This is a genomic window from Pseudomonas urmiensis (assembly GCF_014268815.2).
GTDB classification, from domain to species: Bacteria; Pseudomonadota; Gammaproteobacteria; order Pseudomonadales; family Pseudomonadaceae; genus Aquipseudomonas; species Aquipseudomonas urmiensis.
Map to the genome: position 1 here is coordinate 4,813,194 of NZ_JABWRE020000001.1, position 21,596 is coordinate 4,834,789.

At 59.0% G+C, this 21,596-nt stretch carries 26 protein-coding genes and 1 pseudogene; 15 read left to right on the forward strand and 12 right to left on the reverse strand.

Translation table 11 applies throughout. The features are described from left to right. Window position 1 precedes the first annotated feature (1 nt). From lysA to HU737_RS21790, 5 genes are read left to right on the forward strand one after another with little or no spacing between them, the layout of a single operon-like run. On the forward strand, window positions 2-1,249 hold the full coding sequence (gene lysA / locus HU737_RS21770; RefSeq protein WP_186552949.1) for a diaminopimelate decarboxylase: 1,248 nt from the start codon (window positions 2-4) through the stop codon (window positions 1,247-1,249). 4 nt (window positions 1,250-1,253) lie between these two features. After that, window positions 1,254-2,084, forward strand: a complete 831-nt coding sequence (dapF, locus tag HU737_RS21775) for a diaminopimelate epimerase (RefSeq protein WP_186552950.1) — start codon at window positions 1,254-1,256, stop codon at window positions 2,082-2,084. 13 nt (window positions 2,085-2,097) lie between these two features. Continuing rightward, window positions 2,098-2,808 carry a DUF484 family protein gene (locus HU737_RS21780; protein ID WP_186552951.1) on the forward strand — a complete coding sequence of 237 codons (711 nt, stop codon included), beginning with the start codon at window positions 2,098-2,100 and terminating at the stop codon, window positions 2,806-2,808. Beyond that, on the forward strand, window positions 2,808-3,707 hold the full coding sequence (gene xerC / locus HU737_RS21785; protein WP_186552952.1) for a tyrosine recombinase XerC: 900 nt from the start codon (window positions 2,808-2,810) through the stop codon (window positions 3,705-3,707). The genes HU737_RS21780 and xerC overlap by 1 nt, the downstream gene beginning before the upstream one ends. Continuing rightward, the gene (locus HU737_RS21790) at window positions 3,704-4,399 is read left to right on the forward strand and encodes an HAD family hydrolase (protein WP_186552953.1); all 696 of its coding nucleotides are present in this window, start codon (window positions 3,704-3,706) and stop codon (window positions 4,397-4,399) included. Before xerC ends, HU737_RS21790 begins: the two co-directional genes overlap by 4 nt. A 104-nt stretch (window positions 4,400-4,503) precedes the next feature. On the opposite strand, the gene sutA is transcribed toward HU737_RS21790, so the two are convergent. From sutA to glnK, 3 genes are all read right to left on the reverse strand, one after another. Continuing rightward, the gene (gene sutA, locus HU737_RS21795; protein WP_186552954.1) at window positions 4,504-4,827 is read right to left on the reverse strand and encodes a dormancy-specific transcriptional regulator SutA; all 324 of its coding nucleotides are present in this window, start codon (window positions 4,825-4,827) and stop codon (window positions 4,504-4,506) included. Window positions 4,828-5,257: 430 nt separating this feature from the next. Next, window positions 5,258-6,580, reverse strand: coding sequence for an ammonium transporter (locus HU737_RS21800; protein WP_186552955.1), 1,323 nt, complete (start codon window positions 6,578-6,580; stop codon window positions 5,258-5,260). A gap of 47 nt (window positions 6,581-6,627) precedes the next feature. Further along, the gene (gene glnK / locus HU737_RS21805) at window positions 6,628-6,966 is read right to left on the reverse strand and encodes a P-II family nitrogen regulator (protein WP_002555808.1); all 339 of its coding nucleotides are present in this window, start codon (window positions 6,964-6,966) and stop codon (window positions 6,628-6,630) included. A 419-nt stretch (window positions 6,967-7,385) separates the two neighbouring features. On the opposite strand from glnK, the gene HU737_RS21810 reads away from it, so the two are divergent. From HU737_RS21810 to HU737_RS26290, 6 genes and pseudogenes are all read left to right on the forward strand, one after another. Next, window positions 7,386-7,679 carry an accessory factor UbiK family protein gene (locus HU737_RS21810; RefSeq protein ID WP_186552956.1) on the forward strand — a complete coding sequence of 98 codons (294 nt, stop codon included), beginning with the start codon at window positions 7,386-7,388 and terminating at the stop codon, window positions 7,677-7,679. Window positions 7,680-7,810: 131 nt separating this feature from the next. After that, window positions 7,811-8,965: an ATP-binding protein gene (locus tag HU737_RS21815; protein ID WP_186552957.1), complete on the forward strand. Its 1,155-nt coding sequence runs from the start codon at window positions 7,811-7,813 to the stop codon at window positions 8,963-8,965. 123 nt (window positions 8,966-9,088) lie between these two features. Further along, a pseudogene (locus HU737_RS21820) lies at window positions 9,089-9,940 on the forward strand (YifB family Mg chelatase-like AAA ATPase); the annotation flags it as partial. Between the two features lie 321 nt (window positions 9,941-10,261). Further along, window positions 10,262-11,308, forward strand: a complete 1,047-nt coding sequence (locus HU737_RS21825) for a hypothetical protein (protein WP_186552959.1) — start codon at window positions 10,262-10,264, stop codon at window positions 11,306-11,308. 22 nt (window positions 11,309-11,330) lie between these two features. Continuing rightward, on the forward strand, window positions 11,331-11,639 hold the full coding sequence (locus tag HU737_RS21830; protein WP_225915633.1) for a hypothetical protein: 309 nt from the start codon (window positions 11,331-11,333) through the stop codon (window positions 11,637-11,639). Window positions 11,640-11,704: 65 nt separating this feature from the next. After that, the gene (locus tag HU737_RS26290) at window positions 11,705-12,520 is read left to right on the forward strand and encodes a hypothetical protein (protein ID WP_225915634.1); all 816 of its coding nucleotides are present in this window, start codon (window positions 11,705-11,707) and stop codon (window positions 12,518-12,520) included. A 36-nt stretch (window positions 12,521-12,556) separates the two neighbouring features. On the opposite strand, the gene HU737_RS21840 is transcribed toward HU737_RS26290, so the two are convergent. Together HU737_RS21840 and HU737_RS21845 are read right to left on the reverse strand one after the other, a co-directional pair. Next, window positions 12,557-12,865 (reverse strand): hypothetical protein, encoded by a 309-nt coding sequence (locus tag HU737_RS21840; RefSeq protein WP_186552960.1) that lies wholly within the window; start codon window positions 12,863-12,865, stop codon window positions 12,557-12,559. Between the two features lie 323 nt (window positions 12,866-13,188). Beyond that, entirely contained in the window at window positions 13,189-13,467 is a 279-nt protein-coding gene (locus HU737_RS21845; RefSeq protein ID WP_186552961.1) for a hypothetical protein, read from the reverse strand. Here HU737_RS21845 and HU737_RS21850 point away from each other — a divergent pair. The 3 genes from HU737_RS21850 to HU737_RS21860 are packed head-to-tail and all read left to right on the forward strand — an operon-like array spanning window position 13,466 to window position 15,928. Beyond that, window positions 13,466-14,674, forward strand: coding sequence for a PfkB family carbohydrate kinase (locus HU737_RS21850; RefSeq protein WP_186552962.1), 1,209 nt, complete (start codon window positions 13,466-13,468; stop codon window positions 14,672-14,674). The two genes, HU737_RS21845 and HU737_RS21850, sit on opposite strands and share 2 nt — an antisense overlap. Next, on the forward strand, window positions 14,671-15,276 hold the full coding sequence (locus tag HU737_RS21855; protein ID WP_186552963.1) for a 7-cyano-7-deazaguanine synthase: 606 nt from the start codon (window positions 14,671-14,673) through the stop codon (window positions 15,274-15,276). The genes HU737_RS21850 and HU737_RS21855 overlap by 4 nt, the downstream gene beginning before the upstream one ends. Then, a complete protein-coding gene (locus HU737_RS21860; protein WP_186552964.1) occupies window positions 15,254-15,928 on the forward strand; it encodes a nitroreductase family protein in 675 nt (224 codons plus the stop codon). The genes HU737_RS21855 and HU737_RS21860 overlap by 23 nt, the downstream gene beginning before the upstream one ends. Here HU737_RS21860 and HU737_RS21865 read toward each other — a convergent pair. Further along, a complete protein-coding gene (locus HU737_RS21865; RefSeq protein WP_186552965.1) occupies window positions 15,869-16,696 on the reverse strand; it encodes an 8-oxoguanine DNA glycosylase in 828 nt (275 codons plus the stop codon). The genes HU737_RS21860 and HU737_RS21865 overlap by 60 nt on opposite strands. Then, on the reverse strand, window positions 16,696-17,436 hold the full coding sequence (locus HU737_RS21870; protein WP_225915635.1) for a DNA adenine methylase: 741 nt from the start codon (window positions 17,434-17,436) through the stop codon (window positions 16,696-16,698). The genes HU737_RS21865 and HU737_RS21870 overlap by 1 nt, the downstream gene beginning before the upstream one ends. A gap of 181 nt (window positions 17,437-17,617) precedes the next feature. Here HU737_RS21870 and HU737_RS21875 point away from each other — a divergent pair, with 181 nt between their 5' ends. Beyond that, window positions 17,618-18,247: a GIY-YIG nuclease family protein gene (locus tag HU737_RS21875; RefSeq protein WP_225915740.1), complete on the forward strand. Its 630-nt coding sequence runs from the start codon at window positions 17,618-17,620 to the stop codon at window positions 18,245-18,247. On the opposite strand, the gene HU737_RS21880 is transcribed toward HU737_RS21875, so the two are convergent. The 5 genes from HU737_RS21880 to HU737_RS21900 all read right to left on the reverse strand — a co-directional run bounded on the left by HU737_RS21880 (window position 18,248) and on the right by HU737_RS21900 (window position 21,549). Further along, entirely contained in the window at window positions 18,248-18,643 is a 396-nt protein-coding gene (locus HU737_RS21880; protein WP_186553229.1) for an antitoxin Xre-like helix-turn-helix domain-containing protein, read from the reverse strand. It abuts the gene before it with no gap. Window positions 18,644-18,852: 209 nt separating this feature from the next. Beyond that, on the reverse strand, window positions 18,853-19,068 hold the full coding sequence (locus tag HU737_RS21885) for a tautomerase family protein (protein WP_047595890.1): 216 nt from the start codon (window positions 19,066-19,068) through the stop codon (window positions 18,853-18,855). A 49-nt stretch (window positions 19,069-19,117) separates the two neighbouring features. Further along, the gene (locus tag HU737_RS21890; protein ID WP_186552967.1) at window positions 19,118-20,215 is read right to left on the reverse strand and encodes an alkene reductase; all 1,098 of its coding nucleotides are present in this window, start codon (window positions 20,213-20,215) and stop codon (window positions 19,118-19,120) included. A 28-nt stretch (window positions 20,216-20,243) separates the two neighbouring features. Then, window positions 20,244-20,810, reverse strand: coding sequence for an OsmC family protein (locus HU737_RS21895; protein WP_186552968.1), 567 nt, complete (start codon window positions 20,808-20,810; stop codon window positions 20,244-20,246). A gap of 67 nt (window positions 20,811-20,877) precedes the next feature. Next, on the reverse strand, window positions 20,878-21,549 hold the full coding sequence (locus HU737_RS21900; protein WP_186552969.1) for a DsbA family oxidoreductase: 672 nt from the start codon (window positions 21,547-21,549) through the stop codon (window positions 20,878-20,880). Between the last annotated feature and the right edge of the window lie 47 nt (window positions 21,550-21,596).

Sequence of the window (21,596 nt, forward strand, 5' to 3'; positions counted from 1 at the left end):
AATGGACGCTTTCAACTACCGCGACGGCCAGCTGTTCGCGGAAGGCGTGGCCCTCTCGGCTATCGCCGAACGGTTCGGTACGCCGACCTACGTTTACTCGCGCGCTCACATCGAGGCGCAATACCGCAGCTACACCGATGCCCTGCAAGGCGTCGAGCACCTGGTGTGCTTCGCGGTCAAGGCTAACTCCAACCTCGGCGTGCTGAACCTGCTGGCCCGCTTGGGCGCGGGCTTCGATATCGTCTCTGGCGGTGAGCTGGAGCGGGTATTGGCCGCTGGCGGCCGGGCTGACCGCGTGGTGTTCTCCGGTGTCGGCAAGACCCGCGAAGACATGCGTCGTGCCCTGGAAGTCGGCGTGCACTGCTTCAACGTCGAATCCACCGATGAGCTGGAGCGCCTGCAAGTGGTGGCCGCCGAGATGGGCAAGGTTGCCCCGGTCTCGCTGCGGGTCAACCCGGACGTCGATGCCGGTACCCACCCTTACATCTCCACCGGCCTCAAGGAAAACAAGTTCGGTATCGCCATCGCCGATGCCGAAGAAGTCTACGTGCGCGCCGCGCAACTGCCGAACCTGGAAGTGGTCGGCGTCGACTGCCATATCGGTTCGCAGCTGACCACCCTGGAGCCGTTCCTCGATGCCCTCGACCGCCTGCTGGCGTTGATCGACCGCCTCGGTGAATGCGGCATCCTGCTGCGCCACCTGGACCTGGGCGGCGGCGTCGGCGTGCGTTATCGCGACGAAGAGCCGCCGCTAGCCGGCGACTACGTCAAGGCCATCCGCGAACGCGTCGGCGACCGTGACTTGGCCCTGGTGTTCGAACCAGGCCGCTACATCGTGGCCAACGCCGGCGTCCTGCTGACCCGCGTCGAATACCTCAAGCACACCGAACACAAAGACTTCGCCATCGTCGATGCGGCGATGAACGACCTGATCCGACCAGCCCTGTACCAGGCCTGGATGGGCGTCAGCGCGGTCCAGCCGCGTGACGGCGAAGGCCGTGCCTACGACCTGGTCGGGCCGATCTGCGAGACCGGCGACTTCCTCGCCAAGGACCGTGTGCTGAACCTGGCCGAAGGCGATCTGCTGGCCGTCGAGTCGGCGGGCGCCTATGGTTTTGTCATGAGCTCGAACTACAACACCCGTGGCCGCTGCGCCGAGGTGCTGGTCGACGCTGACCAGGCCTTCGAGGTACGTCGCCGCGAGACCATTGCTGAACTGTTCGCTGGCGAAAGCCTGCTGCCGGAGTGAAACCATGCTGCTGCGTTTCACCAAGATGCACGGCCTGGGCAACGACTTCATGGTCCTCGACCTGGTCAGCCAGCACGCGCACATCCAGCCTAAGCACGCCAAGCAATGGGGTGATCGGCACACCGGCATCGGTTTCGACCAGCTGCTGATCGTCGAGGCGCCGAACAATCCGGACGTGGATTTCCGCTACCGGATCTTCAACGCCGACGGTTCCGAAGTCGAGCAGTGCGGCAATGGCGCGCGCTGCTTCGCGCGCTTCGTGCTGGACAAGCGCCTGACCGCGAAAAAGCTGATCCGCGTCGAAACCAAAGGCGGCATCATCGAGCTGGACGTGCGCAACGACGGACAGATCTGCGTCGACATGGGCCCACCACGGCTCAATCCAGTGGATATTCCATTCCAGGCGCCCGAACAGGCCCTGAGCTATCCGCTGGAAATCGACGGCCAGAGCTATTCGATCGCCGCCGTCTCGATGGGTAACCCGCATTCGGTACTGCGCGTCGACGACGTGCACACCGCGCCAGTACACGCGCTGGGCCCGAAGATCGAAAACCATCCGCGCTTCCCACAACGGGTCAACGCCGGCTTCATCCAGGTCATCGACCGTCATCGCGCCAACCTGCGGGTTTGGGAACGCGGCGCCGGCGAAACCCAGGCCTGCGGTACCGGCGCCTGCGCCGCTGCGGTGGCCGCAATCAGCCAGGGCTGGATGGATTCGCCCGTGTCCATCGATCTGCCGGGCGGACGCCTGAGCATCGAATGGGCTGGCCCAGGCCAACCGGTGTTGATGACCGGCCCGGCCGTACGTGTCTACGAAGGACAGGTTCGTCTCTAAGCGAGTAACCGCCATGACCGATCAGCCACAGGTTGTACCCGAACAAACCACCGACCTCGATGCCGAGGCGGTGGTGGCTTACCTGCGTGCCCACCCGACGTTCTTCGCCGAGCACGACGAACTGCTCATCGAGCAACGCATCCCCCACCAGCGCGGCGACAGCGTGTCGCTGGTGGAGCGCCAGCTCAAGCTGCTGCGCGACCGCAACATCGAGATGCGCCATCGTCTGTCGCAACTGATGGACGTGGCCCGCGACAACGACCGCTTGTTCGAAAAAACCCGCCGGCTGATTCTCGACCTGCTCGATGCCAGTAGCCTGGAAGAAGTGGTGATGGCCGTCGAAGACAGCCTGCGCCAGGAATTCCAGGTGCCCTTCGTCAGCCTGATCCTGTTTGGCGAGAACGCCACGCCCGTCGGCCGCTGGGTCAGCAACAGCGAGGCGCAACAGGCCATCGGGGCTCTGCTGGGCAGCGGCAAGACCGTCAGCGGCAACCTGCGCGAACACGAGCTGGCCTTCCTGTTCGGTGACGAGCAGCGCAAGGAAGTCGGTTCCAGCGCGGTCGCGACGCTGGAATACCAGGGCCTGCACGGCGTCCTGGCCATCGGCAGCCGCGATCCGCAGCACTACAAAAGCACGGTCGGCACGTTGTTCCTCAGCTACATCGCCGAAGTGCTCGGCCGGGTCGTCCCGCGTCTGACCCAGACCCTGCGACCGGTGCGCTGATGGAGCGCCAGCTGGAGGCTTATTGCGCACACTTGCGCAACGAGCGCCAGGTATCGGAACACACCCAGCTGGCGTACCGTCGCGACCTGGAAAAGGTCCTCGAATACTGCAACAGCCTGGGCATCGCCAGCTGGCAAGCGCTGCAGATACAGCAGATGCGCCAGCTGGTGGCGCGCCAGCATCACCATGGCCAGTCTTCACGTAGCATCGCCCGGCTGCTGTCGGCAGTGCGCGGGCTGTATCGCTATCTCAACCGCGAAGGCGTTTGCGCGCACGACCCAGCCAATGGCCTGACGCCGCCCAAGGGCGAAAAGCGCCTGCCCAAGGCACTGGACACCGACCGCGCCCTGCAACTGCTCGAAGGCGGCGTCGACGACGACTTCATCGCCCGCCGCGACCAGGCCATTCTTGAGCTGTTCTACTCCTCAGGCCTGCGCCTGTCGGAACTGACCAACCTCGATCTTGAACATCTGGACCTGGCCGCCGGGCTGGTCCAGGTCCAGGGCAAGGGCAGCAAGACCCGCGTCCTGCCAGTCGGTCGCAAAGCTCGCGAGGCGCTGCAAGAGTGGCTCAAGCTGCGCGGCATCAGTGCCCCCCGTGACAACGCGGTGTTCTTGAGCCGCCAAGGCCGGCGCCTGGGCCCACGGGCCATCCAGCTGCGGGTCAAGGCGGCCGGAGAGCGCGAGCTGGGCCAGCACCTGCACCCCCACATGCTTCGCCATTCTTTCGCCAGCCATTTGCTGGAATCGTCCCAGGACCTGCGCGCCGTGCAAGAGATGCTTGGCCATGCCGACATCAGCACCACGCAGATCTATACCCACCTGGACTTCCAGCACCTGGCCGCGGTGTACGACAGCGCCCACCCCCGGGCCAAACGCAGCAAAGGCACAGACTCATGAGCATCAAGCTGATCACCTTCGACCTGGACGACACCCTGTGGGACACCGCACCGGTCATTCTCAGCGCCGAAACCGTCCTGCGCGACTGGCTCGAAGCCAACGCTCCGCGCCTGGGCGGTGTGCCGGTCGAGCACCTGTATGCCATCCGCGAACGCCTGGTCCAGGCTGAGCCTGGGCTCAAGCACCGCATCAGCGCCCTGCGCCGGCGGGTGCTGTTCCATGCTCTGGAAGAGGTCGGCTATAGCGAACTGCAGGCCCAGACGTTGGCCAACGAAGGCTTCGAGGTGTTCCTGCATGCGCGGCATCAGGTCGAGGTATTCCCTGAAGTGCAGCCGGTGCTGGAGATCCTGCGCCACCACTACACCCTGGGCGTGGTCACCAATGGCAATGCCGACGTCAGCCGGATCGGCCTGGCGGACTACTTCAAGTTCGCCCTGTGCGCCGAGGACCTGGGGATTGGCAAGCCAGACCCGGCGCCGTTCCTCGAAGCGCTCAAGCGCGGTGAAGTGCAGGCGGCGCATGCCGTGCACATTGGCGACCATCCTGGCGATGACATCGCCGGGGCCCAGCGCGCTGGTTTGCGCGCGGTGTGGTTCAACCCGCAAGGCAAGGCCTGGGCCGGCGACAAAGCGCCGGACGCCGAGATTCAGCGGCTGTCGCAATTACCCGAGGTGCTAGCGCGCTGGCGCTGAGGCAATCAGCAAGCACTCAAGCGACTGGGTGGGAGCGGGCGTGCCCCGCGACATCACCCACAAAAAAGCCCGCAGCGACGGCGGGCTCTTTTGCAAACAACCACTCAGATAGGGCGGCTGCCGTACTTGTTGTCCGGCTTCTTGGGCGGATCGGCGACCACGTTGGCCTCCACTTCCTGCACCTTGCCACCGCGCGACAGAAACTCTTCCATCGCCTTGGCCAGCGCATCACGCTCCTTTTGCTTGGCTTCCATGCTCGGCATCTCGTCTACCGAGACCGCCGCCTTGGACTTGCCCTTGGCAACCGGAGCGGGGCTATCGTCGCCAGCGTCTTCCGCGCCGTCGTCAGCCGCAGCTTCCAGGCCGTCATCAGCCTCGTCTTCGTCGCCTACTTCGAGGTCATCATTTTCCAGATCGTCGTCGCTCATGTTCTACCTCATGACTTGCGAAAAGCAGGTTAGTTATAGACCAGTGCAGCCGTAGACCGGCTGCCACCGGTGAAAATTCAACTGGCCGTGGGTTGGCCACTGCCCTGGGCATCCGCCTCCTGATGGGCGGCGGGACCCTGCAGGCCCTGCTCCTGGCAGGACCTGACGAAATCTTTTGAGCCCTTGCTGGCCATACGATATTGGCAAGCCTAGCAAAGGGTAGCGAAGTGTGGGGACTACTCGTCTAACACCCTTCGGCGCGCATTCTAGCGTGCCCGCAGAAAAAGCAAAGCTCCATAAACGCCCTATGTGTTGTAAGTTTTTTGCGCGCGTCGCAAACGGCGCAGATAAACCGTTTGCTGTACGCGAAACTGCAAAATTCAGGCAAAAAAATGCCCGGCGAACCGGGCAAGTTTTTCCAGCGTCGCAGTTACAGGTTGTAGCCGCGTTCGTTGTGTTGAGCCAGGTCGAGGCCGACCGACTCTTCTTCTTCGTTGACCCGCAGGCCCATCAGCACATCCAGCACCTTGAGAATCACGTAGGTGACGATGGCGGTGTAGACCACGGTGAAGATCACGCCTTTGGCCTGGATCCAGAACTGCGCGCCGATGTCCTCGACCGCGCCGAAGCCGCCCAGGGCCGGTGCTGCAAACACACCCGTCAGCAGCGCGCCGACGATGCCACCAATACCGTGCACGCCGAAGGCGTCCAGCGAGTCGTCATAGCCCAGCTTGCGCTTGAGGCTGGTGGCGCAGAAGTAGCAGATCACACCCGAGGCCAGGCCGATCACCAGGGCGCCCATCGGGCCGACGGTGCCGGCGGCCGGGGTGATGGCGACCAGACCGGCAACCACACCCGAAGCAATACCCAGGGCGCTCGGTTTGCCGTGGAAGATCCACTCGGCGAACATCCAGCCCAGCGCCGCAGCAGCGGTGGCGATCTGCGTGACCAGCATGGCCATGCCCGCAGTGCCATTGGCCGCAGCAGCCGAGCCTGCGTTGAAGCCGAACCAGCCGATCCACAGCATGGCTGCGCCCATCAGGGTGTAGCCCAGGTTGTGCGGGGCCATCGGGGTGGTTGGGTAGCCTTTGCGCTTGCCCAGTACCAGGCAGCAGACCAGGCCTGCGATACCGGCGTTGATGTGCACCACGGTGCCGCCAGCGAAGTCCAGTACGCCCCAGTCCCACATCAGCGCGCCGTCACCGCTCCAGACCATGTGCGCAATCGGCGCATAGACCAGGGTGAACCACACGGCCATGAAGATCAGCATTGCCGAGAACTTCATCCGCTCGGCGAAGGCACCGACGATCAGCGCCGGGGTAATGATGGCGAAGGTCATTTGGAAGGTGATGAACACCGCTTCCGGGAAGGCCGCGGTCAGGCTGTCAGGGGTAACGCCATTGAGGAAGGCCTTGGAGAAGCCGCCGACAAAGGAGCTGAAATTGAGAACGCCTTTTTCCATACCGGTGGTATCGAAAGCCAGGCTGTAGCCGTAGACCATCCACAGGATGCTCATCAGGCCGGTAATGGCAAAGCACTGCATCATCACCGACAGCACGTTCTTGGAGCGGACCATGCCGCCGTAGAACAGGGCCAGGCCCGGAATGGTCATGAACAGGACCAACGCCGTCGCAGTGAGCATCCAGGCGGTGTCGCCGGAGTTCAGTGTGGGGACAGCTTCCTCGGCCAGGGCGAGGCCTGGCATTGCGAGGGACAATAGGGCTCCTAGCCCTGCGATCTTACGCAGAGTCATGTTGTTTTCTCCTGGGGCGTTGGGTTTGGTGAGGCTTTTTTTGTTGCTTAGATCGCGTCGGTATCGGTTTCGCCGGTACGGATGCGGATCGCCTGCTCCAGATTGACTACGAAAATCTTGCCGTCACCGATCTTGCCGGTGTTGGCGGCCTTGGTGATGGCCTCGATTACCCGGTCCAGGTCCTTGTCGTCGATGGCAACGTCGATCTTCACCTTGGGCAGGAAGTCGACCACGTATTCAGCACCGCGATACAGCTCGGTGTGGCCCTTCTGCCGACCGAAGCCTTTGACTTCGGTGACGGTGATGCCCTGCACGCCGATTTCCGACAGCGACTCGCGCACGTCGTCCAGCTTGAACGGCTTGATGATGGCAGTGACTAGCTTCATGAAACTCTCTCCCGATTTGGTGGACTTGCCCCAGGAAAACAAACCCGTCTCAAGTCTAAGCGCAGCGCCCGGCTTTGTAACGCATCGTTGGCACCCTCCTCACCGTCGATGCACGCCTCGACGGTGCTGAACAGCCTTTCGGCTCGGCCTGCGCACTGCCTGGTCACAAGGAACTGCATCAGTGCATGGCTCGCAGAGGTCTTTGCAGAAACCTTGCCAGGTCGGATAAACCGCCAAAAAACAGCGTGTTGCGTAGAAAACCGGGGATTGGCCAGTCGCCACCAGCAAAAACATGCACAACTTCGGTGCGCGCCATTCAGGGGCGCTGCGCAAAAACTGTGCAACGCAGGGGCAGCCAGAGAGCCAAAGGTGGCGTGCTACACTGGCGCTCTTTTCACTGATCAAGCGGACAGCCGAACATGCTCGCGCCCAAAGCCCTACTCGACGCCCTCAGCGACCAAGCCTCACGCCTGTTCAGCGGCGACACCGCGCAACCGCGCGCCGAACTGGAGAGCCAGTTCAAAGTCCTCATGCAAAGCGCCTTCAGCAAGCTGGACCTGGTCAGCCGCGAAGAATTCGACAGCCAGATGGTGGTCCTGGCGCGCACCCGCGCACGCCTGGAGGCCCTGGAGAAACAAGTCGCCGAGCTGGATGCGCGAATGGCTCCCGCCGCAGCGCCGCAGCCAGCAACGGATAATCCAGCAGCAGATTGATGCAGGCCGTCATTTGGCTTCGTCAGCCCTGCCCCTCCAGGGGGCAGGCGCCCGGGTCTGAATTTTGTTTTATACCAAAATTATCTTTTTAGGTATAAATTATACCAAGCGAGATAATTTAGGATACTTCGATGAGCCCTTCCCGCCCGATCTTCAAACGAGAGCTATTGGCCAAGACACTTGCCAACGATCTGGCCGGGGAATCGCTGGTCGACTATAGCTCGGGGATGTTCCTGGCAGCCCCGCGGCGTACGGGTAAGAGCACCTTCCTCAACAACGACCTGATCCCCGAGTGCGCACGCCGTGGCTGGCTGCCGGTGTATGTCGACCTCTGGGCAGACCGCGAAGCCGACCCCGCCGACTTGATCAGCGCCGCCATCGGCAACGCCTTGGGCCAATACCAAAGCGCGTTCGAAAAAGTCGCCAAGAAGGCGGGAATCGACAAGATCAACTTGCTACGTACCCTGAGTTGGGATTTCAGCAAGCCGCGCCTGCCACAAGGCACCACCCTGGCTCAGGCACTGGGGGTATTGCATGAGGTTGCTGGCAAGATGGTCGTGCTGGTGATCGATGAAGCGCAGCACGCGCTCAATACCGAAAGCGGCATCAACGCCATGTTTGCCCTCAAGGCTGCCCGCGATCAGCTCAACCGTGGCAGCGACCCGGACGGCCTAAGGCTGGTATTCACCGGATCCAGTCGCGACAAACTGGCCAACCTGGTACTCAAAAGCAAACAGCCCTTCTATGGCGCCAACATCACGCCCTTTCCGCTCCTGGGCAAAGAGTTCGTCGCATTCATCACCCAGGTGTGGAACCAACGCCTGGCCGCTACCAACCAGTTCAAGGTCGAAGATCTCGAGTATGCATTCGGCCTGGTCGGCAGACGCCCGGAAATGCTCGCCAAATTGCTCGCGGAAGTCAGTGTCGGCTTGGGCGAAGCGGGCAATCTTGGCGAGCTGCTGAAGACCGGTGCACTCAATCATCAGGCCGGGGTCTGGAGTGATTACGAAAGTGCCTTCAACGAGCTTTCGCCCTTGCAGCAGGCGGTATTGGAGGTGATGGCGCGGCGCGTCATCGACAAACAGCCGTTTTCGCCGTTCAGTGAACAGACCTTCACAGAAATCAACCGTCGGCTGGAGCTGAGCCAGAACCTGCCGAACGCGACGGCTCCGAATGTGCAGAAAGCCCTTGAGGTGCTGCGCGAGCAAGAGCTGGTATGGAAAGCCAATCGCGGCGAATACGCATTGGAAGATTCCGCGATGGCCGAGTGGCTGACCAGAGCGTGAGCCGCGCACCTGCGCTTGCCGGTAAAACCTCGACTCACTCTTTGCGGTTGCCTCGGTGACGGCGCCGCTACGCTTTGAAAAGCCGCAGGACGCGGCCTACATCTCAGCGACCACGGAGTGTCCATGTCCCTTGCCCTTGTCCACAGTCGCGCCCAAGTCGGCGTGCAGGCGCCGGCTGTCAGCGTTGAAACCCATCTGGCCAACGGCCTGCCCAGCCTGACCTTGGTCGGCTTGCCGGAAGTGACGGTCAAAGAAAGCAAGGACCGCGTACGCAGCGCCATCGTCAATTCCGGGCTGAACTACCCCGCCAGGCGCATCACCCAGAACCTCGCCCCCGCCGACCTGCCCAAGGATGGCGGACGCTACGATCTGGCCATTGCCTTGGGCATTCTCGCCGCCGATGGCCAGGTCCCGGTAGCGACCCTGAGCGACATCGAATGCCTGGGCGAACTGGCCCTTTCAGGGGCGGTGCGCAGCGTGCAAGGCGTGCTACCCGCCGCGCTCGCTGCCCGCGAGGCCGGTCGCGCCCTGGTGGTGCCGCGCGATAACGCCGAAGAGGCGAGCTTGGCGAGCGGGCTGGTGGTGTATGCCATCGGCCATTTGCTGGAACTGGTCGCTCACCTCAATGGCCAGGTGCCGCTGCCACCCTATGCCGCGAACGGCCTGGTCCTGCAGAGCACGCCTTACCCAGATTTGAGCGAGGTACAGGGCCAAATCGCGGCAAAACGCGCCCTGCTGGTGGCGGCGGCAGGTGCGCACAACCTGCTGTTCACCGGCCCGCCAGGTACTGGCAAGACCCTGCTCGCCAGCCGCTTGCCGGGTTTACTGCCGCCGCTGGATGAACACGAAGCGCTGGAAGTTGCCGCCATCCAGTCAGTCAGCGGGTGCACACCCTTGAACAGCTGGCCACAGCGACCCTTTCGCCACCCGCACCACTCGGCCTCCGGGCCGGCATTGGTCGGTGGCGGCTGTAGGTTTTCGAAATAGATGCAAAAAAATCGAAATAGATGCGACTGGCGAAATCGTCCTCCACGACGACTAAATTGGTGGGTGCCGCACTTTGTATGCCCATAACACGGAGGCTCGGTCGTGGACCACGCCAGAACCTATCATTTTGATGCCATTCCAATGGCACTTTAACGTTGTGCTTTGGATCCTAAAAAGTGAGAATGCCCGCGCTAGGGAAGTATGGTGCGCGCAGGTCGGCGCTCTCGTGGCAGGATGTCACCGGCTTCATGCCTCCACAGCGATGGCTCCTCCGAGCCAGTGAGCAAATGCCAACTAGTGGAGAGTGATGTGCTGAGCGATGACGACAAAAATCTAGCCAAGATCCTGTTTGGCCTCCTCAAAACCGCGACCAGCCAAACAGTCGTCAAGGAATTCCTCAGGACAAAAGGCATCCCGGTTTCCGCACAGAACTGGGACGATCTGTACGAAAAGCGGATTGAGCCGGCGCTCGCCGAGAAGAGAATTGCGGTCAAGGACCTTCGCGATCTGCTGCAACAGGTGGAAGAGTTCGGCAAACAGCACACCTTCCTGTTCAAATGCCCACAAGACCGGGCGGAAGCCCTGCTGAATTCAAACCGTATCGCTTCCATCGCCCAGGCCGAGGGCCTGGCTGGGCTGTTCACCAACCCGCTTGATCTCGAGTTGCCTGATCACCCCACCATCGTAGACATCCGCCTGCACCGCCCAGACCCTCAAAAGCAACCCGCCTCGCTGACAATCAAAGTGGTCGAGAGTCGCGAAATCCGTCGACTACACTCCGAGGAAAGGGATCCTGACTCCGGGGAGGTCCTGCGTCGCTATGCAACGACCAAAAAGCGTGCGGTGAACATTGTCCACTTGGATCACACCGGCCTTTTAGAGTTTCGAATCGCCTCGCAAGACAATCAGGCAAAAAAATACGCCGAACTTCTTTTTTCGCTGAAAACCAAAATTAGAAAGTTCTTGCCTGACGATGGGTTCGAAGAAATTTCATTGCGCACTGCAAAAAACAAGATTCACCGGGATCGTGAAAACTTGGCTGAAGAAATTCGATACAGTAACTCCACCGCCAGAAATGAATTTGGCGCCATGATGCAGATTACATCCTCGAGCACGGAGGAGAACCTTTCGTCCGACGAGGGGTCGATGTCTGCGCTTGACCGCTTCGTAGAGCGTAATGGCGAAGTGACGGGAGCCAATATTTACGTTAAACTACCAGACAGTGATCCTCCCCGTGAATTGCGTCTTTTGATATCGGGTGAGAGAAACGAGTTTGCGGTGACCGTAGCGTGCTCCGCTGGAGAATACGAATATGTTCGCGGAAAAGTTATCGCCTTTAATACATCACCATCCTGACGAGGCCGAAGGTCTCAGAAGAATGGCAACTTACATCCAGGGTTTTGAATCCCAGGATGGCGAAGCTTTGCCTCGAATTCGCCTTAATCCGAACCGCATGTTCGATATCATGCAAGCGGGTACCGCTGCGCACCTCGCAATTTTGATCAACATCTTGGTGACCGGTCACATCATCAAGCGATTTTTAATCGTTCGGTGCCCTAGCGGCGAAGGTGTTACGTTTCAGTCATATGGCGAAATTCCTGAAATCGTCCGCGACCCTGGCATGGACATAGATGTCGAAGTGAGCGCCGACATCGTCGAACCGACCTATCGACTGGTGCTCGATTGAGACCAGTCGAAATTGTCTCCCTCGTCAGAAGCACCTGGGAAAACACGATTCCGGAAAAGCGACTCTTGCAGTTGCAAGTCATCCGTGAACAGCTGAGCGCGGAGCACCAGGAGCTGTTCGACTCTTTGGTCGACATGCAGATTGCCAATATCAAAGACAGCACCGAGGCCATCACCCTCATGCTGGTTCATGGCATTCAGACTGACGGAGCTTGGCACGAGATGGTGAAGGCCGCATTCCGAGATGTTGACCATGTTCGGGTCAAAGGCATTGGCTACAACTGCGTAACAGCTCTGCAGCTCGCATGCCCATTGCGTTCAGCGCCTATCAATCATGTTGCGCAGCAGTTCCGCGATGCCCAGACAATGGAGCCTACAGCTCGAGTCATGGTAATTGCGCACAGCTTCGGCACCTACATAATTAGCCACATTCTGTCGCGCTTCTCAGACATCCAGATCGAGCGTGTCGTCCTCTGCGGGTCGATCATCAAGAATAATTTCCCGTGGGATCTGCATACTCGACACATGCCCGCGGGTAACATTCTGAACGACGTAGGCACGCGGGATTTGTACCCAGTGTTGGCGTCTATGTCGACACTGGGGTACGGCGGTAGTGGACGTAATGGATTCAAAAATACACGAGTAACCGATCGATTCTTCGATTACGGCCACAGTGATTTCTTTGTCCCTGACAACGACCACATTTCCAAGTACTGGAAGCCATATATCATCGACGGTACGGTAGTCGAATCTGAGTGGGATACGCAAAAACCGAAAACCCACTTGGGAGTCCTGATGGCATGCCATCCGTGGATCGGAAGACCTGTATTCGGAATTTTTCTCTGCAGCTTAGCTTATGGTGTCGCAAAGCTTTTTAGCTAAGTGCTGCTAAAGTCGATTAGCAGCACCTATATCTGACTATTTCTTCTCGTAGTCGTAGCCACTTACTTTTCTGACGAACGCACGCTCAATCGGCGGGTTATTTCCGATCTGCGCCACATAATCAATTCGCTTTGGTTTGAATTCAGTCGCTGCTGCACTCATCATCGATTTGATTTCAAGCTCGACTGTACCATCCGAAGCCGGCGAATGAGTGTGCGACTTTTTCCATACAGTGTCCACGTCACCCATTTTGCTCCAACCTTTTCTCGACAAATGAGCGTAGAAGTTGGCTCTACTTGGCCCTCTCTCCTCATAATCCAGCGACAGCAATGCATAAAGCGCCATAACTATCTTTCCTAAGCATTAATCGCAGAGGGCCTTGCGATAACTTCGCCATCCAAACCCGTCCTGCCCTTTAAGTACTGACAGAAGGTTCTTTAAGCGTCAAGCAATCGGTTTGGAGAACGCACTTTAAATGCATTCACAAATGGTAATAATTCAAATATCAGCAAATACGACTAAAGTCTAATACGGCTAAATGGCGATCTGCCATTTCTCCATGGTATTGGTATCGTCTCGATTAACTTGCAAGGGAAGTGCATATGTCAGGTTTAGGTGGAGATCGACGCGGGCCGTCTACGGACCCTACTGTCGCCTGCGATCAACTTTCATTCACTGCTCAGATCGCCTCGCCGAAGGAAGAGGTTGTCCAGCAGCTGCGCGAAGGTCATCTGCTTGAAATCGTCGTCGGCGACCAGAACGGGCAATCCGTGGTGCTTGCTTACTGGGAGGGCCAAGAGGTCGGTGGCATCGCCGATCGAAGACTGCAGCGCCTGCGCCAGTGTATGACCGACGGCCACATCTACTCGGGCCGCGTGGTGTCCATCATCAGCGGGCAAGTACGCGTTCACATTTCTCCCATCTGACTTAAGCACGGAGGCTTCCATGATCACGATTCTTGGCGGTGTCTACAGCGAGCATTGTGTCCGCCCCATCTGGGACGAAGTCTATGGCTCGGCTGGTCGAGCCGCGACAGCCATCGCGCGATTCGGTGGTAACGCTGTTCTCCATGGAGTAGTTGATACCGAACAAAGGTTCATCATGGAGAACCGCGCAGCCCTGGAAGGCTTCACCTTCCACCCGACAGAAGTCGAGCATGGAGTCTCGTTCGAGTATCTCCACAGTCTGTCCAACCCTGTCGTGGTCGGTCCAACGGAACAATCGCATCACCTGCAAGCCAGCGCAGAAAAGATCCTTCGCTTCGGCATGATCGAAGGGACTGCGGTGGTGAATGCCTCCTATGCCGTGTACGACCCCCAAAACGGGGCGGCCCCTGAGCCATTCTCCGCCAACGGCTCTAAGGCCGAGCACTTGGCCCTCGTGCTCAACCGCCACGAAGCCGGCTTGTTCTTGGGTGACCACTCCCTGCCTCCTGAAACGCTGCTCACAACCGTAGCCGACCAGCAACGGGCTGAAGTAGTGGTGCTGAAAATGGGCCCCCTAGGTGCCCTGGTTTATGACAAAGGCGCTATCAGCCGAGTGCCGGTGTTCAGAACTGACCGCGTCTGGAAGATCGGCTCTGGCGACACCTTCGCCGCACACTTTGCCCTGGGGTGGATGGAGCACGGCATGACGGCACATGAGGCGGCTCTCCAGGCATCGAAGGCAACGGCTTATTACTGTGAAACCCAAGGCTACCCGCGGCCTCATCAACTTGCGCAATTCCCAGCACAACCGCTTGAGCCCTCGGAGCGCTACATTAACGGCTTCGTGCCACAGGTATACCTTGCTGGCCCCTTCTTCTCATTGGCCCAGCTCTGGATGATCAACGAGGCCCGCAACGACCTAAGCGCCCTCGGTCTGAAGGTGTTCTCTCCTTACCATGATGTTGGCCTCGGCTCCGCCGATGATGTCGTCCAGAAAGACCTCGACGCGATTCAGGAATGCGACCTGCTGTTCGCCATCGGTGACGGCTTGGATTCCGGCACAATTTACGAAATCGGCTACGCCAGGGCGATCGACAAACCTGTTGTGCTTTATGCGGAAAATGAGTCGGCCCAGGACAAGAAAATGATGGAGGGCTCGGGCTGTCGCATCACCACCGATTACGTCACTGGGATCTACCAAACTGTTTGGGAGGCCTGCACGTTATGAAAACGGCGTTGCTGCTCTCCGGTGGCATGGACTCTCTGTCGATTGCCTGGTGGAAACGCCCGTCCCTGGCGATCACCTTAAATTATGGTCAGCTGGCCGCGGAGGCCGAATTGGCCGCATCGCGCGCGATCTGCAAACAGCTCAACATCCCTCACCACATCGTGGAGATTGATTGTCGCCATCTAGGCTCAGGGGACATGGCGGGCAGCGAGGCTGACGAGTTGGCGCCTGCCTCCGACTGGTGGCCGTACCGTAACCAAATGCTCGTCACCCTGGCGGCCATGAAAGCAATTTCGCTGGGCGTAACCCATCTGTGGTTAGGTACCGTGAAGTCTGACGGTTTCCACCGAGACGGCTCGCCTGAATTCATGCAGGCCATCAGTCACCTGCTTTCGCTGCAGGAAGGCGGGATGGTGGTAGAGGCACCGGCCATCGAGTTGTCGACCGCGGAACTGGTGCGGATATCGGGTGTCCCTGCCGGATCGTTGGCTTGGGCTCACAGCTGCCACAAAGCCAATGTGCCTTGCGGCGATTGCCGAGGATGCAACAAGTTCTTCCACGTCTTTGATGAAGTCGGCTATGACCTGGATCGACCTGGGTAGTCCAGTACCCAGGGCCTGTGTCGTGCCCTACGAACTGGTGCGCTGGCCCACCGGTGAGATCAAGCGTCTGCCCATCGGGCCGACACCTCAGAACCACTCGTACGAGCAGGTGCTTGGCAGCCGGCAAACCCAACGCGACTTCCGTGAGTTGGGCGATGAGCAGCTGGGCGAACTGCTTTGGCAAGCATGCCGCAGCCGGGAGAGCTGGCCTTCACCCTACGGTTTCGACCTAGAGCATAGGGCGACACCTTCTGCAGGAGCCATCCATCCGATCCACATGGTGTTGCACTTACCAGGTGATCGCCGGTGGTGGCTCTACCAGCCGCAGGGGCACTACCTGGTTGAGATCTGTGGGGCGGCTCAGCTTCTAGAAGGCCTGCAGCTCCATAGCGCAGAGCTTCTGGAAGGTAGCCAGGCCGTGCATATTCTGTTTGTCGCCGAGCCAGGGAAGACGCTGGCGAAGTACCAGGATGGCTGCAGTCTCATCTGGCGTGACGCCGGCGCACTGCTGGCTATCATCGCGCTCACCGCACACGCCCACGGGCTCAACTTCTGCCCACTGGGCATCACCGGTGAGCCGTGGGCAAGCAAACTAGCCGATCAAGGAAAGTTGATTGGCGTCGGCCTTGGTCTTCTTGGGGCGCCTGCCTGAGGCAGCCGGCGCCGGCCCCATACCCATGATCGAGTGAACTGTCGCCGGCGACGACATCATCTCCAACCAGATCAGTGCGTCCAGCTCCGATGCTCGGACGCCGAGACCTTTGCTGAAACGTATGAACTGCTCCTCCAATTGAAGGTAATGCCGCTCAACGGTCAGGTGACTATCAAAGAACTTGCCTAACAGGCCGGCCCGCAGAATGTGGATATCGAGAATCGCCACGTCATCCGCGTCCAGCCAGTTGCGCGCAACCCACGAGGCGGTCTTGTACCCGATACCCGGAACGTCGAGCAACCAGTCACGTAGAGCTCTTCCAGATTGGATAGGCGCCTCTTCACCAGCCAGCTTATGCAACGCGGCAGCCAGGTAGCGGGCTTTCTGTTTGGCGAAGCGGTAGCGCACCAAGCGCCCATCGATGGCCATAGGCTCCCGCAGCCACGCCAGCAGCTGGTCCTCGGAGGGTGGTTCGTCACCAAACGCGCCACGTGCCTTCACATGGTAATAGGCCGCGAGCCCGACTGTGGAGGGAATGCCGTGGCCACCCAGCAGGCAAGCGCCAACCTCTTCCTTCAGCGTCGCGCCGAGCTTGTAGTTGATACGTTCGCCGTTGAGACGACGTGCATAGACCTGATAAGCCCAATAGGCTGGTGTGGGAAATGCCTCGACGGCTCCCCAAGGCACACCAGGAATGACCTCGTCATTGGGCTTGGGTAGCTCAACGTTGAACACCAGTTGGTCAATGAATATTGCGCCTAATTGCATCAGGCGGCCTCCTCGGCAATGCCGTAGTTGTCCTGCATCCACTGCAGGAGCTCATGTCGCTCAAGCGGATCCATGCCATCGATTTTTGAGCGTAGGCGAGCTTGGCGACGCTGGATGGTTTGTCGGTCTCTGAAGGTCTCGCCGCGGTAGCGAGCATCATGCAAGCGGTCTGGGGCATCGAAGTTCATCCAGACCACTTCTTCGCGAACATCTACATGCGTTTTTGCTGGGAAGCTCACCTTGCGCCACCCGGCCAGCTCACGGTTGTAGAGTTCGTTGTCATAACCCGAGAGCATCACGTTGCACGGCAAGGCTGCCAGGCAACGCAGAAGTCGCAGGTGATCGGTGTCCGTGTAGTCGCAGCGGTACACCTTCGATCGGCGCCGTGTTTCTGCCACATACGGCGGATCGGCATACACCAGTTCATCGCCGCCAAACGAAAAGGCCTCGAGGAAGGACACGGCATCTGCCTGATGCAACTCACAAGCATCCGGCTGCTCGGCACGCCATCGTTCAATGACGCACAAATCTAGATCCAGCCCGATGCTGCGCTGCGCTGCCTTTTTGTTACGCATGACAGCACCGCCACCGAGGTGGGATTCAATGTAGGTCTGATGCGGTGGCATCAGGTTGATCAAGCGCTGGTAGCACTTGCCTTTTCCGCCTGGATATCTCATGCCGAAAGCATCGTCAGAAATGACGATGATGTCAATGCTTAACCGCCAGGCGGTCAGCCTCAAAGGAGCGCGCTACCGAGCATTGCCTAACCCCTTGAATCACCCGTAGGCTGCACCACAAATTGAGTGCAGGGAGCATCAGGGAAGAAACATGAATAGGGAAGCTATCGAGCACGCGCTGGGACTGAAGAAGTCGATGCAAGCGGCTATCGACTCAGGCGAAATCGCGGATCGCAAGCAACTGATGGCACTGGCGGCCAGCCATGGCTTGACCGTTACCAGGGACGGGAGGGACTACGCGGGCTTTAAATGTGAGAGCGGGAAACGGTTACGCGTTCACTTCGAATTCAACGATCGCCCACCGAAGGAGCCCAAAGGCAACAGGTCCAGATTAAGCAAAGATACAACCGGCATATGGATTTACGCTTTAGTAGCCCACAGTAAGGATGGGGAACGGAAAGCTTGTTATGTCGGGCAGACCGTAAATCTTCGCAAGCGATTCCAGGAGCATCTACACCATCCACGAGAGGGACGTTGCTCTTACGCACTTTTCCAATGGGCAGCGCACGAACAGGTCGACATCCAGGCGGTAGTACTTACTTGGACTTCAGGAACAGATAGCAACGCACATTACTATGAGGGCTATTGGCTTCAACGCGCACAGAATGCTGGCTTTGAAACGCCCGATGTACACAAATGGGGCGGGCTACCGAGGCCGGAAAGCCTACCTGGACAGCCAGGTCATTGGCCCACCGGAGAGGTTGAAGCCAACTCGATATCCCTAATCGAGGTCGTGATGCAGAAGCTCACCCCAGTGGTCCTCTACCCCGATGCGGGAACTATAGGAAATGGAGACTCTGCGGCGCGAGCTTGATCACTGCGCCACGCCGATCCGCGGTAACTGATGAACGCGCTTGTAGGTCTCATAGAGCGAGATCATGTCGCCTTGCGCCATGATCTCCAAGGGAGAGCGCCCTCCGAAGAATTCATTTTCGTTTTTGAACCTAGGGAATCCTTTGACGTTAGCCTGATTCGCAAACGTGGTCCGCAACGATGCGTGGATGCCCAGCACCAGGCCTATACGCTGCTGCTGATCTTGATCGAGCCTTCGGCCAGCACCGCAATCTTGAGAAGCGCGACGGTATGTTGAGTACGATATGCGCAGGATTCTGCAAGCTTGGGTGGGGGAGGCCTGCCAGCCGGCGATGATGCGCAGCGCCACTTTCAGACCTACCGAAGACTGCTCCTGGTTAAAACGCCCGCTGCCCATAATGCTGCCTACTCCTACCGCCATCAGGCAATTTACCTCTGATGGCATGAGTGAAGCACTGATGAGCACCAGCCGTCCACATCCCGCCTAGCTCACCTGTTTCATCCCTTCACCTCAGACCTACGAGATGGGGATCGAGCTACGGCCTAGGAGTGTCCAAAACAAGTTGGCCCAGCCTGCGCATTGCGTGGACCGGGCCAGCTTCACCATCAGCCGTTCTGAATGGCTCGGACTTTCTCAGTGGTGATCGGCTCGCCGCCGATGCCCCAATCGCCGCTCTTCACTTCCTCAAAAATCACCCAAGTCACAGCCCGCATCTTCTCTCCCTCGACGGAGACCATGGCGTCGGTGATCTTGCTGATGATCTCGGCTTTTTGCTCCGAAGAGAAAACACCCTCAATGCCTTTTACAGTAACCAGTGGCATGTCCAGACTCCTACAGTAGTTGAATAGCGTGGTGAATCAACCGGGACGGTTATCCCTGATATGTCGCGTAGTCGGTGTAGCCCTTCGCGCCAATCACACCGTAGAAGGTGGAGTGATCGCTCGGTGCTAGTGGCCAACTGTTCTGCATCCGCTCAACCAGGTCAGGGTTGGCGATATACGAGGTGCCGAAGGCGATCAGGTCATGATTGCCATTCTGCAGCTCAACTTCTGCCAGCTCAGCGGTGAAGCCGCCGGCACCGATGACCGTGCCTTTGTAGAGCGAGCGGAACTGTTTGTAGAAGCCTTCAGGGAATGGAACTGTAGTCACCGTGGGCTGGTAGTTCAGATGGACAAAAGCCAACTCACGCTCGTTCAGTTCAGCGGCAACGCTCATCCAGGTTGCTTCTTCTTCCGGATAAGGGCGCAGGTCGTACAGACGCCCGAACGGCGAGATACGCACGCCTACGCGGAAGCTACCAATGGCATCTCCGATCGCATCGATCGTTTCCAGCAGGAACCGCTGACGATTCTTGATCGATCCACCGTACTCGTCAGTGCGCGTATTGATCTGGCTGCTCAGGAACTGGTCGAACAGGAATGCGTTGGCCGCCATCAGCTCGACACCATCGAAGCCAGCCTCCACCGCGCGCAATGCGGCGGCAACGAAGTCGTCGGTGACACGGTGAATCTCGTCGACAGTCAGCGCACGCGGTACGCTCGGCGCAACCGGGCCAGCTACACCAGGGCCAGTCCAGGCGTAAACCGTGGTGCCCACAGCTGGCTCGGCACTCGCCGAAACGGGTGCAGCATTGCCTGGCTGCAGCGACACGTGCGACATGCGGCCCACATGCCACAGCTGGGCGAAGATCTTGCCGCCTTTGGCATGAACGGCATCAGTCACTGCGCGCCACGCGCGGGTCTGCTCGTCGGTGTAAATACCTGGGGTGTACAGGTAACCACGCCCCTCGTCCGAGATCGGCAAGCCTTCAGTGATGATCAGGCCCGCCGAAGCACGCTGCGCGTAATACAGTGCGGTCAGCTCGGACGGTACGTTGTCTTCCGTCCGGGTACGGGTCATTGGAGCCATCACAACGCGGTTGGCCAGTTTGAGGCCATCCAGGTCGTATGGAGAAAACAGCTTTTTCATGATCTACCTCTGCAAACGAATACGTGAATCAGGCAGCTGGTTGGCCAGCGATAACTTCCAGCTTGGGCACCATGCGGATGGCCTTCGAGAAGTTGGCGAGGTTCACGGAAGTCTTGGTGACGATGCGATGCAGCTCTTCTACCTTGTCGGCAGGTGCATCGGTGTGGATGCGCACCACGTAACTCATCTCGTCGAAGCCTGGGTTGACGCTTTCGTCCAGGCCCAGGAAACCACGGAGATCCAGTTCACCACTGGTCTCGATTTCCAGGCTGTGGATGGTGATACCCATGACTGAAGCGTTCACCACGTAGCCAACGGAGAGACAGGCGTTCAGACCCGAGATGAGCAGTTCCTGCGGGTTGGGGGCAGAGTTGGTTCCCAGCAGTTCCAACGGTTCATCAGCTGCGATCTGGACATTTCGTGGGTAGTCGGTACCGCTCAAGTGAAAGAGGTCGACGGTGGCCACGGTGCGGGTCTGATGCTCCCACTTGGTGTTGATTTTGAAGCGCGCGTGACGCTTGGCTGGATCCTCAGCGACGCCCTGTGCAAAGGCTTGCAGAGCAGGGATGTCGATACCGTTGAGATGCTTGTCCATTTTCAAATCCTCTTAAATTCGTGGATAAAAGATCAAAATCACGAGGCACCCGAAGGTGATCACCTGGTTAGTGCGAGCAGCCAGTGATTGAACAGCTGGTGGCACTGATTGCCTCTTCGTCACTTGAAAGCTCTTCCATCGCAGCACGGAGCACTTTGGTAAACACTGCCGGCTCCTGTGCACCGGAGATGTAGCGGTTGCCGTTGATCACGAACAAAGGAATGCCGGTACCTAGTCCGTTCACTGCTGCTTCATCTCTCAGGATTGCGGCTTGCGCCGAATCGAAATCAACGAGGTCGTTTGCCCCCACCTCTGTCGCCAGGTCCCGCAAGACCCGTTCGTCGAAGATATTCCTTCCCTCAGTCGTTCCGGCCAGATAAAGCCGCTCGACATAGCGCGCCTGCAGAGCCGGGTCGGAAATCGCCTTCACGTACTGGTGAGCGGCGGAGGTATCCCCGAAGCGCATGACGTCAAACCGGTAGTCCAGCCCTTCAAGTGCAGCACTTTCTCGCACGGCTTCCATGAATACGTCCGCTCGCGCTTGGCTTCCGGTTTTCTGTACCAAAGCCTCGTTGAAAGAGATCGGGGTCATGCCTCTGGCCAGGCGGTACGCACGCGGCACGATCTCAACTTCGATCTCATCCTTGAGATCATCAATAGCCTGACCCAAGCGCTTCTTTGCTATCCAGCACCAGGGACAGACAAAGTCGGACCAGACTTCAACCGTAATTTTCTTCATAGAATCTCCTCTCTATCTGTCTCTGCTGGATAAGCTGCGAAAGCCAC